This is a genomic window from Cetobacterium sp. NK01 (genome assembly GCF_024506395.1).
GTDB classification, from domain to species: Bacteria; Fusobacteriota; Fusobacteriia; order Fusobacteriales; family Fusobacteriaceae; genus Cetobacterium_A; species Cetobacterium_A somerae_A.
On the sequence record NZ_JANIBO010000001.1, the window covers coordinates 219350 to 233469 of the forward strand.

12 protein-coding genes are annotated in these 14120 nt (G+C 29.7%); 2 read left to right on the top strand and 10 right to left on the bottom strand.

Annotated features, from left to right (window positions below; genetic code table 11):
* Positions 1 to 11: 11 nt before the first annotated feature.
* The 3 genes from NON08_RS01130 to yiaY form a co-directional block, all read right to left on the bottom strand.
* Positions 12 to 776, bottom strand: a complete 765-nt coding sequence (locus NON08_RS01130) for an alkaline phosphatase family protein (RefSeq protein ID WP_256689697.1) — start codon at positions 774 to 776, stop codon at positions 12 to 14.
* A gap of 8 nt (positions 777 to 784) precedes the next feature.
* Positions 785 to 1825 (bottom strand): ABC transporter substrate-binding protein, encoded by a 1041-nt coding sequence (locus NON08_RS01135; protein ID WP_256689698.1) that lies wholly within the window; start codon positions 1823 to 1825, stop codon positions 785 to 787.
* A 172-nt stretch (positions 1826 to 1997) separates the two neighbouring features.
* The gene (gene yiaY, locus NON08_RS01140; protein WP_319941552.1) at positions 1998 to 3149 is read right to left on the bottom strand and encodes an L-threonine dehydrogenase; all 1152 of its coding nucleotides are present in this window, start codon (positions 3147 to 3149) and stop codon (positions 1998 to 2000) included.
* A 577-nt stretch (positions 3150 to 3726) separates the two neighbouring features.
* Between yiaY and NON08_RS01145 the strand changes: the two genes are divergently transcribed.
* Positions 3727 to 4236 (top strand): lytic transglycosylase domain-containing protein, encoded by a 510-nt coding sequence (locus NON08_RS01145; RefSeq protein WP_256689700.1) that lies wholly within the window; start codon positions 3727 to 3729, stop codon positions 4234 to 4236.
* 23 nt (positions 4237 to 4259) lie between these two features.
* On the opposite strand, the gene NON08_RS01150 is transcribed toward NON08_RS01145, so the two are convergent.
* From NON08_RS01150 to NON08_RS01175, 6 genes are all read right to left on the bottom strand, one after another.
* A complete protein-coding gene (locus tag NON08_RS01150) occupies positions 4260 to 6203 on the bottom strand; it encodes a KUP/HAK/KT family potassium transporter (RefSeq protein ID WP_256689701.1) in 1944 nt (647 codons plus the stop codon).
* Between the two features lie 109 nt (positions 6204 to 6312).
* Positions 6313 to 7962, bottom strand: a complete 1650-nt coding sequence (locus tag NON08_RS01155; RefSeq protein WP_256689702.1) for a peptide ABC transporter substrate-binding protein — start codon at positions 7960 to 7962, stop codon at positions 6313 to 6315.
* Positions 7963 to 7974: 12 nt separating this feature from the next.
* Complete coding sequence (locus tag NON08_RS01160) at positions 7975 to 8955, bottom strand: ABC transporter ATP-binding protein (protein WP_256689703.1); 981 nt, start codon at positions 8953 to 8955, stop codon at positions 7975 to 7977.
* Positions 8956 to 8964: 9 nt separating this feature from the next.
* Positions 8965 to 9957, bottom strand: coding sequence for an ABC transporter ATP-binding protein (locus NON08_RS01165; protein WP_256689704.1), 993 nt, complete (start codon positions 9955 to 9957; stop codon positions 8965 to 8967).
* 2 nt (positions 9958 to 9959) lie between these two features.
* The gene (locus tag NON08_RS01170) at positions 9960 to 10958 is read right to left on the bottom strand and encodes an ABC transporter permease (protein ID WP_256689705.1); all 999 of its coding nucleotides are present in this window, start codon (positions 10956 to 10958) and stop codon (positions 9960 to 9962) included.
* A gap of 9 nt (positions 10959 to 10967) precedes the next feature.
* Positions 10968 to 11888 (bottom strand): ABC transporter permease, encoded by a 921-nt coding sequence (locus NON08_RS01175; protein WP_256689706.1) that lies wholly within the window; start codon positions 11886 to 11888, stop codon positions 10968 to 10970.
* 179 nt (positions 11889 to 12067) lie between these two features.
* Between NON08_RS01175 and NON08_RS01180 the strand changes: the two genes are divergently transcribed.
* On the top strand, positions 12068 to 12745 hold the full coding sequence (locus NON08_RS01180; RefSeq protein ID WP_256689707.1) for a type 1 glutamine amidotransferase domain-containing protein: 678 nt from the start codon (positions 12068 to 12070) through the stop codon (positions 12743 to 12745).
* 25 nt (positions 12746 to 12770) lie between these two features.
* On the opposite strand, the gene NON08_RS01185 is transcribed toward NON08_RS01180, so the two are convergent.
* On the bottom strand, positions 12771 to 14120 hold the full coding sequence (locus NON08_RS01185) for an MATE family efflux transporter (RefSeq protein WP_256689708.1): 1350 nt from the start codon (positions 14118 to 14120) through the stop codon (positions 12771 to 12773).

Here is a 14120-nt window from a genome sequence, read left to right on the forward strand (position 1 = left end):
TTCCTCCAATCTCAACTTACTCCTAAAATATCACAACATATTTTCTTTATATCTTTTTGATCTATTTTTTTCTCTTTATAATCTTTAGATATATCTCCTAAAATCCAAAGAGGAACTTCTCTTTCAAGTTTGTTATCTCCTCCGTGATTTCCCTTTTCATCCATTCCATGATCAGAAGTTATTATAATCTCATATCCAGCCTCTTGCCACATAGGTATATAGTGTGAGAAGTAGTAATTTAATTTGTGAACTCTATTTTCATACTTTTTTGAAAGTCCGCCATATTTATGACCTGCATCATCAATATTCATTGTATGTAAAAGTAAAAAGTCTGGATTTTTATCTTTTATAAGCTTATTAGTTAAAGAGAATAGATGAGAATCTGGATAGCTATCTTCCCAATAAAATCTTCCATAGTTTATATTTTTTTCTAAATCTTCAACTTCAATATCCTCTTCTGTATTGAAAGGTCCGTTATACAGTTCGTGTACCCAATGGTATGCAACTGCTGCTGTTTTTAAATTAGCTTTTTTTGCCAAAGAAAATATACTTTCCTCTTTAGACATTCTATTTATTTGATTATTTATTATTCCACTTTCTATTGGAGTCTTCCCTGTTAAAATAGTTTCATAAAGTGGCCTTGAAAGACTTGGAAGCTCACTTAATAAAGAAAATTTTTCTCCCATCTTAGCAGATTCTAACGCTTTTAAATATCCCATTTTATGACTTACATGATCTCCCATACCATCGATTAAAACTAAAATTAACTTCTTCATTATTCCTCCTACTTTCTATTTACTAAAACTTCCTCTTGCCAAACTCTTCCTAAATTTTTTGAAGTTTTGTCCCAAGCCTCATGATTTTCAATAGCTCTTGCATTTTTATACTGCTCATCTGGAATCATTTTTTCCTTTATCTCTTTTGGTAAATCCACTTTTCTAATTGGCCTTGCATTTCCTTTAGCTAAGTTTATTTGTCCTTCATCACTAAATATATACTCTCTTGTTAATTTTGCTGCATTTGGATTCTTTGCCCATTTATTTATTATTGTCGTATACCCACTTATAAGAGATCCATCTGAAGGAATTAAAACTTCAAATCTATCTTTATCAATTGAATCTCTATAGCTCAAACCATTAAAGTCCCAAATCAATCCAACTTCAACCTCACCTTTTTCTAAATTTTGAATATTTGGTGCTGCTGCTGATACTCTTCCCTCTTTTGCTAAATTAGTAAAATACTTTATTGCTGGTTCAATATTATTTTCATTTCCACCTAATGCATAAGCTACTGCTAAAACTGCACTTGAAGCTTGAGCTGCCGTTCCTACATCTCCTGGACTTACTTTAAATTTACTATTTTTTAAAGCTTCCCAAGATCTAGGTATATCTTTTTCTGGAACTTTATCTTTGTCTACTATAAAGGCTATTGTTCCTGTATATGCTAACATCCAATGTCCTTCTTTATCTTTAGCCCACTCTGGCACCTCTTCCCAATAACTTGTTTTGTATGGTTGAGTAACCCCTTGTTTCACAGCTATATTTGCAAATCCTGCTCCTATATCACCAATATCTGCTGTGGCATTTTTTCCCTCATTTTTAAATTTTGCAATCTCTTGAGCACTACTCATATCAGTATCGCTATGTTTTATATTATATTTTTCTTTTATTTGACTCCAAGTATCTTTCCAATTTGCCCAGTTATCAGGCATTCCTACAGATATTACTTCTCCTTCTTTTTGTGCTTTCTCTTGAATTTCTTGTAAAGTTTCCCCATATGTTAATACTGTTGATAAGAACGTTGCTAATAATATAATTTTCTTCATTATTCCTCCTCAAATCTTAATCTACTTTAAATATATCACCTTCTTGTTAAGATAACATAAATTATCAGTAAATTAATTGTAAAAACTATTTTTAAACTTCAAATGAAATTTTAAATAAAAAAGTGTCAGAAACATTTTCTGACACTTCATTTAAAAATATTTATATTATTTTTTACATTGCACTTTTATATATCTCAATAATCTCCTCTAAAGTAGCTTGTTTAGGATTCGTAAATCCACATGCATCTTTCAAAGCATTTGTTGCTAAAATAGTAAAGTCTTCCTCTTTAGCTCCTAACTCTTTTATTCCTTTTGGAATTCCAATATCATTTGATAATTTTACAATCTCCTCTATTGCTAAATCAGCTGAATTGTTTTCATTTAAAATATGAGGATTTATTCCTAACAATACTGCAACTTTTCTTAATTTTTCTTTTGATACTTCAGCATTATATCTAACTACATGAGGTAGTAAAATTGCATTGCATACACCATGAGGTAAATCATAGAATCCTCCTAATTGGTGAGCCATTGCATGAACATATCCCAATGAAGCATTATTAAAAGCCATTCCTGCTAAATACTCTGCATAAGCCATATTATCTCTTGCTTTAATATCTTTTCCATTGAATACAGCATCTCTTAAGTTTTTAGAAATCAGTTCTATAGCTTTTTCAGCACATGCATCTGTTACTGGAGTTGCAATTGTTGAAACATAAGCTTCTATTGCATGTGTTAAAGCATCCATTCCTGTTGCTGCTGTTAAGCTCTTTGGCATATCTAGCATTAGTTCTGGGTCATTTACAGCTATTATTGGAGTTACATTTTTATCTACTATAGCCATTTTTACATGTCTATCTTCATCTGTTATTATACAAAATCTTGTCATCTCTGAAGCTGTTCCAGCTGTTGTGTTTATTGACATTAGAGGAAGTTGAGGATGTGCAGATCTATCTACTCCTTCATAATCCTTTATATCTCCACCATTAGCAGCTACTAAAGCTATTCCTTTTGCTGCATCATGAGGTGATCCACCACCAAAAGATATTACAAAATCACAATTATTTTCTTTTAAAATTTTTAATCCATCATTAACATTTGTCACTGTTGGATTTGGTTTTGTTTCATCGAAGATTATATACTCTACTTTGCTATCATCTAATACATTTGTTAACTTTTTAACTAGTCCAATATTTACTAATATTTTATCTGTTACTATTAAAGATTTTTTTAAACCTCTTGAGTTAATTTCTTTTCCTAGATTTTTAATACATCCCTCTCCCATATAAGAAATTGATGGCATAAAAAAAGCGTGTGACATAATGACCTCCTATAAAATGTATAATTATTAGTGCACACTAATAATAGCTCTTTTTGTACTAAAAATCAATACTTTTTTAGTTTTTGTTGTTTTGAATTGGTATTCAAGTGATTTTTTTCACTCTTTCTAAATTTATCCTTTATCTCAAATCACTTTTCTAAAACTGGTTTTTCAAATTATTATATATATGATTTATAATTATTATAGGTTTATTTTTTATTTTTTCAAAAGGTTTTACATATCTTTTGCAGTATATTTATTTAGAATATATTGCTTTATAAAAAAATATATAGTATATATTATATTAAGTAAGTACTTTGGGGGTGTTTTTATGGATTTAAAAAAAATTCTAATTAAAGATTTAATGAGAAAAAAAGAAAAAGAGGGGATAGTTCTTAAGGAAAATTCTCACATAGAAAGTCTAAGATTACAAAATAAATAAATAAAAATTATTCTTAGAATAAGCAAGTAGCTATGGAAATCACAGTCAATCAAATCAGTTGACCTGTGGTTTCCTTTTATTTTTTTGATTTTTATGGTATAATAACTTAGTAATATTTTTTACAAGAGGTGAGGTTTATTGAAATTAATATTTAAATTTGTTGCGCTATTTTTTATTTTAACAATCTGTGTATTTTCTAAAGAAGATGCTTCAACAGATAAAATAAAAAATTACGTAAAAAAACATACTAATACAGAAAAAACTGCTACTAACATATATAAAAGTATTATTGAAAACTCTAAAAAACACGATGTTGAACCAGAGCTTATTGCTGCTATAATAAAAGTAGAAAGTGATTTTAATCATAGTACTATTTCTACTGCCGGTGCAAGAGGTCTAATGCAACTAATGCCTAAAACAGCAAAACTTATGAAAGTTAATCCTTATGATATGAACTCAAATATTAAAGGTGGTACAAAATATATAGCTTGGTGTTTAGAACAGCAAAATAATAATTTGAAATTAGCTTTAGCTGCGTATAATGCTGGAATTGGAAATGTAAAAAAATATAAAGGAATTCCTCCATTTAAAGAAACACAAAATTACGTTAAAAGAGTAATGAAAGAATACAACTATTTAAAAGCATAAAAAAAGGTCTATACGACCTTTTTTTATTTTATTCTTTTTAAATTTTCTTCTGGTAAATTTTTTCCAAATAAAATAGGTACTTTTTCAACATCTACAACACTTGTATCTATGCCATACCATTTTTGAGGAGAAACTGTGAATTTTTTTATAAATAACTGAGTGGAAATTATAAAACTATCCCATGCTGAGAAATCATTTTCTAAAGCTAATACCTCTTCTATTATTATAAATTTAAAGTTTCCAATACCTTTAAGGTTTTCATAATCTATCATATAGTTTCTTGGTTTAAATACGACCTCTCCTGATTTTATTAAATCACGAATGACTTGAAACATAAGTGTATTTATTCCCTGAGATACTCTAAATCCTAGATTAAAGTCTATTACAAAAATTCTATTCTCTTCTATTTTGTTAAAAATATACTCTCTTGTATAAGGATCGTCTGTTACATTTATATTTATAAACCAATAGTTATCTGCTTTTTTAGGTTCATTATTAAATATTGAATAGATAACCTTTGGTTCTACTTGATTCCATAATTTAGATTTTGTTAAATAAACTACATTCCCTGCATAAAGAGGTAGCTCACTGTCTGTTTTTAATATATTAAAATTCTCTTTATAATCAGTTAAATTAACAAACTTAAGATATCTTTTCTTAATTTCAAAGCTATACTGCCATACATACATTACAAATGCCAATGCCGCTGTAATTATCAATGTTACATATCCACCACTTAATATTTTAAAACTATTTGCGTATAAAAATGATAGTTCTATAGTTCCAAAAACTAGTAAGACAACAATCCATAATTTTTTTTGATTTTTTACAAATCTTATATACTGAGATAAAAGTAGTGTTGTCATAAGCATTGTTATTGTTATAGATAGCCCATATGCCGCTTGCATATTTTGTGATTGTTTAAAAATAAATATTATTCCTACACATCCAATACATAGAGCTTTATTTACCGTTCCTATATAAACTTGTCCCTTTTCCTTTGTTGGATATCTTATAGCTAATTTAGGAAAAATATTTAACTTTATCGCTTCAGATATTAAAGTAAATGATCCAGATATTAGAGCTTGGCTGGCTATAATAGCAGCTAGCGTCGCTATTATTACCCCTGGTATAATAAACCATCTAGGCATTATTAAGAAAAATGGACTATTTACAAATGTATGTCCCTCTCTTGAAAGTAGATATGCTCCCTGTCCAAAGTAGCTTAATAACAAAGTTATTTTTACAAAAATCCAACTATAATATATGTTTACTCTTCCACAGTGACCAAGATCTGAGTATAGTGCTTCAGCCCCTGTTGTACATAGAAACACAGCTCCTAATATATATGGGACATTTCCACTAACTAAAAGTTTAAAGGCATAGTATGGATTTATTCCCTCTAGTATTCTTGGGTTTTGTACCAACTGAACGATTCCAAAAAAACCAATCATAGAAAACCATATAAACATAATAGGACCAAAAATTTTACCTATTTTCTCTGTTCCAAATTTTTGCACAGAAAATAGTAATAGAATAATTACTAAAACTATAGTTACTGTTGTACCCTCTTTTAAAAATACAATTAAATTTAATCCTTCAATAGCTGAACTTACTGATATTGGAGGAGTTAATATTCCATCAGCTAAAATTGCTGCGACACCAATTATTGCTGGAACTATTAACCATTTAAAATATCTTTTTACAAGAGCATAAAGAGCTAAAATTCCTCCCTCACCATTATTGTCAGCCTGCAAAGTTAAAACAACATACTTTATTGTAGTTTGTAGTGTCAGCGTCCAAAATACTAAAGAAACTCCTCCTAATATTAACTCTCTTGTAGCTACATTGTTATTAGTGTATAAAATAGCTTGCATAACATAAAGAGGGGAGGTTCCTATGTCACCATAAACTATTCCAAGAGCTACAAGTAAGGATCCTATTGTTATATTTTTATTTTTAAACATCTCTCTCCTCCATTCTCTTTTTTAATTTTATTCGCTATTTTTTACTATTTCATTTAAAAAATTATAAAAAAATAAAACTTCACCCTTAAATTAGGTGAAGTTTTTAATTTTAATTTTCTACATAAGCTTTTTTAAAGTAATATCCTCCTAAAGGTGATTTTACCCATCCTTTTACTTTTGGATTAGCTGCAACAACACTTGTATAATAATAAAGTGGAATTATTGGCATATCATCCATTAAAATATTTTCAGCTTTATGAAGCAATGCTGTTCTCTTTTCTGGATCATTCTCCTTTTGAGCTTCCTTAATTAAATTATCATACTCTGGATTAGAATATCCCGATACATTGTTTCCTCCTCCAGTTACCCAAAGGTCTAAGAAGTTCATCGGATCATTATAATCAGCTATCCAACCATGTCTTGCAATATCATAATTTTTATTATTTCTAGTTGTTTGGAATACTGCCCACTCCTCATTTTTTAAATCTACATCTACACCTAGATTTTTCTTCCACATATCTTGAACTGCTTGAGCCACCATTGCATGTCCATCCCCTGTATTAAATGTAAATGTTAATTTTGGTATAGATTCTGGTGTTGTGTAACCAGCCTCAGCCATTAATTTTTTAGCTAATTCAACATCTCCCTCTCCAGGAAGATATGTACTATTTTTTGTAAAGTCATTTCCATCTGTGGCAACTATTCCCTCAGGAACAAAACTTCTGGCTGGGAGCTGTCCAGCTTTTGTAACCTCTTCAACAATAAGTTTTTTATTCAAACCTAAAGCAAGTGCTTTTCTCACTTTTGGATTTCCTAAAAACTTTACTACTTCTGGATTGCTATTGTTTCCAGACACATTTACAACATAAAAATATGTTCCTAAGTATGGATATATTTTTCCCTCTCCACTAGCTAAAAGTGATGGTATCTCACTAGCTGGTGGAGCATCAATTATGTCAACTTCTCCAGCTTTAAATGCATTTAAATATGTTTTATCATCTACAATTATATCCAATCTAAGCTCATCTAATTTTACATCATCTTTTCCCCAATAATTTTCATTTGGAACCAATAATATATTCTCTTTTGGACTCCATGATTTAATTTTAAATGGTCCATTTCCTATGTAAGTTTTAGCATCTATAGCCCATGCTGGGTTATCTTTTACAACATCTTCTCTAAGTGGAAAATATGATGGAAGAGATGTTAAAGATAAAAAATATGGTGTTGCATTTTCTAAAGTTACCTCTAATGTTTTATCATCTAATGCTTTTACTCCAACTTCCTCTTCTGTAACCTCTCCATTATAAAACTTTTCACCATTTTTTATGTAGAACAACATATATGCGTACTCCATTCCTGTATCAGGTGTTAATCCTCTTTTCCACGAATAAACAAAGTCTTGTGCTTTTACTGGTTTTCCATCAGACCATTTTCCATTTTCTTTCAATTTAAAAGTATACACCTTTCCATCAGGAGATACTTCAACACTTTCTGCTGCTGCTGGAACTAACTTTCCGTCATCTCCCTCCATGAAAAGCCCTTCAAATATGTTAGATGCAACAATTGAACCATCTACTGCTGTATTTAACTGCGGATCTATTGTTCTTGGATCAGTTGCTAAATTATATGATATTGAATTTTTCTTACTCTCTGTTGAAGCCTGTGTTTTTTTCTCTTCATCTTTCCCACCACATGCAACTAAAAATAAAACTGCTGATGCTATTGCTAAACTTTTTCCATTTAATCTCCCGAACATAAACTCCTCCTTTTAGATATTAGTATATAAATGACATGCAACTTTGTGATTTTCTCTTACCTCTATTAATTTGGGTTCTATCTCTTCACATTTTTCAAATGCTTTTGGACATCTGCTTTTAAATCTACAACCATCCTTTGGATTTATTGGAGTTGGTATATCTCCTTCTAAAATTATTCTTTCTTTTTTTAAAGATATATCTGGATCTGGAATTGGAATTGCTGATAATAATGCCTCTGTATAAGGATGTAGTGGAGTTTTATATATACTATCACTCGTTGAAAGTTCTACTAATTTTCCTAAATACATTATTCCTACCCTATCAGAAATATGTTTTACCATAGATAAATCATGAGCTATAAAAAGATAAGTCAATCCTAATTTTTTTTGTAACTCTTCTAGAGTATTTATTATTTGAGCTTGAATAGAAACATCTAAGGCAGATATCGGTTCATCACAAACTATAAATTCTGGATCACAAGCCAAAGCTCTAGCTATTCCAACTCTTTGTCTTTGACCTCCTGAAAATTCATGAGGATATCTACTTATATGAGACGGGTTTAATCCTACTAACTCTAAAATTTCCAAAACTTTTTTATCTCTCTCATTTTCCTTGTATAAATTGTGAATCTCCATAGGCTCTTTTATTATATCTCCAATAGTTTGTCTTGGATTTAAAGAGGCATATGGATCTTGAAATATCATTTGAATTTTTCTTCTAAACCCTTTCATCTCTTGAAAATTTAAATCGGTTATATTTTTATTATTATATATAATAGTTCCTGACGAGGGTTCATATAGTTTTACTACAGTTCTTCCAAAAGTTGTTTTTCCACATCCTGATTCTCCTACAAGTCCTAGAGTTTCTCCTTTTTTTATTTCTAAGCTTACATCATCAACTGCATGAAGTATTTTTTTATTTTTAGTGAATATACTTTTTTTTAAGTTAAAATATTTGCATAGATTTTTTATCTCTAGTAAATTTTCTTCCATATTTCCTCCCTATTTTATATTAACTTTAGGTGCGTCCTTATGATTTAACCAACAAGCTGACTTATGATTATCATCAATTTGAAAAAATGGTGGCATATTATCCTTGCACATCTTCATTGCAAAATCACATCTTTGATAAAAAGGACATCCTTTTGGAGGATTTAAAAGATCTGGTGGTGTTCCCATTATTGGTTTTAGTGGTTCTTTTCCTAATCTTTCTGGGTTTGGTACACTTTTTAAAAGTCCTGCTGTGTAAGGATGCTTCGTATTATAAAATATATCTCTTGTAAATCCTTGTTCTACAATTACTCCTCCGTACATCACATTTACACGATCACACATCTCTGCTACCACGCCTAAATCATGAGTTATTAAAATTATTGATGTATTTATTGTTTGTTTTATCTTTCTCATTAAATCTAAAATTTGTGCTTGAATTGTTACATCTAAAGCTGTTGTTGGTTCATCTGCTATAAGTAGCTCTGGATTGCAAGCTAGTGCCATAGCAATCATAACTCTTTGTCTCATCCCACCTGAAAACTCATGTGGGTACTGATTCATTCTAGCTCTTCCCATGGGAATCCCCACCGCATCTAAAAGTTCCACAGCTTTTTCAAAAGCCTCGCTATTACTCATCCCTTTATGAACAATAAGTGTTTCCATTATCTGCTTTCCTATAGGAATTAAAAGATTTAACGATGTCATAGGATCTTGAAATATCATTGACATTGTATTTCCTCTAATTTTATTCATCTGTTTTTCATTTATATTATCAATTCTTTGCCCCTTAAAAATTATTTCACCCTCTTTTATTTTTCCATTCTCTTCAAGAAGTTTCATTATACTCATCATAGTAATACTTTTTCCACTTCCTGATTCCCCTACTACTCCTAAAACCTCTCCTTTTAAAAGGTCAAAGGTAACTCCCCTAACTGACTGAACCTCTCCATGATGTGTGTCAAAAGATGTTCTTAAATTTTTTACTTCTAATAACTTTTCCATAACTACCCCCTTACCTTAGGATCTAATGCATCTCTTAATCCATCCCCTAATAGATTAAATGCCAATATTGTTAAACATATTGCTAAAGTTGGAAATACTAATTGATACGGATATAATCTAAATCCACCTAATGCATCATTTGCTAATGTTCCCCAAGAAGCTGCTGGTGGAGTAATTCCTAAACCTATAAAACTTAAAAATGCTTCTGTAAAAATTGCTGATGGTATTTGTAAAGTTAGTGTAACTATTATTGAACTCATGCTATTTGGCAAAAGATGTTTAAAAAGTATTCTTCTATTTGAAGCACCTAAAGTTCTTGCTGCTAAAATATATTCCTGCTGCTTTAGTTGTAATATCTCTCCCCTAACAATTCTTGCCATTCCAATCCAATATGACAAAGCTAGCGCTAAGACTATATTAAAAAAACCTCCTTTTTCAAAAGTAACCATTATTAAAATCACATAAATTGTCATTGGAACAGAGTATATAATATCAACAATTCTCATCATTATCATATCCACTCTTCCACCAAAATATCCTGAAATTCCACCATATAAAATTCCGATTATTAGGTTTAAAAAAGATGCTATAAATGCAATTGCTAAAGAATAACGTGCCCCATACATAACTCTCACAAAAATATCTCTTCCTAATTGATCTGTTCCAAACCAATGAGCTGCATTTGGAAATCTATTTGTCATACTTAAATTTGTTTCAAATATACTATATTTCGAAAATATAGGAACAACAACTGCTAGTGTTGTTATTATTACAATAAATATCAACCCTAATATAGAAAGTTTATTTTGTTTTAATTTTCTCCATGCATCTTCAGCAAAAGTAAAACTTTTTCTGTGAATCTCTTCTTTTACTTTTTCATTTTCTTTTACAAAGGTAAAATCTAACTCTATATTTTCAGGATTACTATATTTAACTGCTTTTGGCGCAAACGTTTGTTCTCTAAAGTTAGCAAAATCTACTTCTATATTTCTGTAAACCATAGTTCCTCCTTATTTATCTAACTTAATTCTTGGGTCAATAACTACATAAAGCAAGTCCACAATCAAATTACAAATCATTAAAAATGCACTATAAAATATAGTAACTCCTAAAATAACAGTATAGTCTCTATTTGTTATTGTTGTTACAAATTCACTTCCTAAACCTGGAATTGCAAATATTTTTTCTATTACAAAACTTCCTGTCAAAATACCTGTTACTAAAGGACCCAAATAAGTCACTATTGGAATAAGAGTATTTCTTAAGGCATGTTTCATTATTATTCTTCCCCTACTTAACCCCTTAGCTCTTGCTGTTCTTATATAATCTGATTTCATAACCTCTATTAATTTAGATCTTGTCAATCTTGCTATGAAAGCAATTGAATAACCAGATAAAGCTATACTTGGTAAAATATATGATTGCCAACTTTTAAGACCTACAATTGGAAAAATTTTTAATTTTACTCCAAAAATATACATTAGAAAAACTCCTATAACAAAACTTGGAATAGTTACCCCAAAAGTTGAAAGTAACATACACATAGAATCTGGCCATTTATTAAAATTTAATGCTGCTAAAATTCCCAAAGATATACCTATAATTAAAGATAATACCACCGCTACTAAACCTAATTTTGCTGACGTTGGAAAAGAATATCCAATAATCCAGTTTACTGTTCGTCCCTCCCTTTTCATACTAGGTCCTAAGTCACCTTTAGAAAGATCTTTTATATATCCTATATATTGTTCTCCAAGAGGCTTATCTAAACCAAATTTTTCCTCCAATTTCATCTTAATTTTTGGAGGAATATTTTTTTCTCCATCAAAAGGACCTCCAGGCATAAGTCGCATTAAGAAAAAGGTTAACGTGATAACTAAAAAAAGTGTGCAAAGTGTTGTGAAAACTCTTTTTAAAATGTATAAAAACATTTTTATCATCCCCCTATTGAAATTTTAAAAAGATTATACATGTTTATTTCAAAATTTGCAAATATTTTTTTATTTTTTTATTTTTTAAAATTTTATTTCAAATTTATTTTTTATAAACCAAGAAGGAATAAGAATCTATTTTTAGTAAATTTATTTAACAAGATTTAGGAGGTTTTTTAATGAAAAAAATTTTAATGGTTGTAACATCTCATAGTTCTCTTGGAGATACTGATAAGAAAACTGGAATATGGCTATCTGAATTTACTGAGCCTTATTTTGCTCTTATTGAAAACGGTATTGACGTAGTTGTTGCTTCTATTCATGGTGGCGTTGCTCCTATAGATCCTAATAGTCTTCATAAAGAAGCTCTTGACGAGAGTACTGAAAAATATTTTAACTCTGACAAAAAAGTTTTAGATTACACCCTTCCTATTAAAGACATTGATTTTAAAGATTTCGACGGAATTTTCTATCCAGGTGGGCACGGACCTATGTGGGATTTATCTAGTGATGAAAAAAATGCTGAACTTGTTTCAAATTTTTATAATAATGGTAAAATTGTGGCTGCTGTTTGTCACGGTCCTGCTGCATTGTTAAAAGGAAAAACTCTTTCTGGAGAATCTATTTTAAAAAATAAAAAAGTTACTGGCTTTTCTAACGAGGAGGAAAAAACTGTAGGTTTAGATAAGGTTGTTCCATTTCTTTTAGAGGATAAACTTCAGGAGTTAAGTGGGCACTATGAAAAAAGTGATGTTTTATTTGCTCCTTATACTGTCCAAGATGGAATTATATTAACTGGAGAAAATCCAGCTTCAGCTCTTCCTTTAGTTAAAGAGGTTTTAAAACTTTTAAAATAATATATTAAAATAAAAAGACAGCATTTTAAATCGCTGTCTTTTGTTTTGATAAATTTCTTTTTAACATTATAACTGTAATAATAGAACTTATTGTATCTGAAATAGGCTGTGCTAACCATATTCCACGTAATCCTAAAAGCTTTGAACATATCGTTATCAAAGGAATTAATAAAATAACTTGTCTCAGTAAACTTAAAAACATTGCCATTTTTCCCTTTCCAACTGCTAAAAAATAATTACTTCCAGCCATTGCCAATCCAATTGCCGGCATTGCTATTAAATATATTCTCATTCCTTCAACAGACATTTTAATTATTGTAGGATCACTGTTAAACATTTTAATTATTGTTATTGGAAAACTTTCTATAAAAAATAAAATTATAAGAAATATTAAAGTTCCAACTCCCATAGATATTTTTAAAGCTTCTTTCATTCTATGGAACTGTTTTGCACCATAGTTATACCCAATAATAGGCTGAGCTCCTTGAGATATTCCATACACAGGCATAAAACAAAGTAATGCCACAGCGTTAACTGTCGTCATCGCTCCAATAGCTAAATCCCCACCATAAGTTTTTAAAGCATTATTATTTATAACTTGAACCATACTTGTTGCTAATTGCATTACAAATGGTGATATTCCAATCGATAAAATCAATTTTATAATATTTAAATCTAAAGAAAAATACTTTTTTCTTATCTTTAACTCTGACCTTTCACTTTTAAAATATAAATACGATAAAACTAGTGTTACAATTTGAGAAAGTATCGTTGCATAAGCAGCTCCTTTTACTCCTAAATTTAATACAAATATAAATATTGGATCTAAAATAATATTTACTAAACAACTAAAAACCATAATAGCCGAACAAATTTTGGGACTCCCATCAGCTCTGATAATATTATTTAGAGCATATCCCATTATATTAAATACCGTTCCACATAAAATAATACTAATATAATCCTTAGCATATTTAAATGTTATATCACTAGCACCAAATATTTTTAATATGGGATCGATAAAAAATATTCCTAAAATTGTTATCCCTATTCCTAGAATTATAGATAATGTTATTATATGTCCTACTATTTTTTCTGCATCTTTTTTTCTGTCCTCTCCCAATTTTATAGATATATTTGCTGTAGCACCTATTCCTATTAACATTGAGAAAGCTAAAACTATATTAGCTAATGGCAAAGTAACTCCTACTCCTGTTATAGCTAACGTTCCAACTTCTGGCATATTTCCTATATAGATTCTATCAACTACATTATATAGGGCACTTACTAACATACTTATTATTGCTGGTACAGAATATTTAAGTAACAGGCTTTTTATATTTCCATCTTTTAAAGTCATATTTTTTTCACTCAT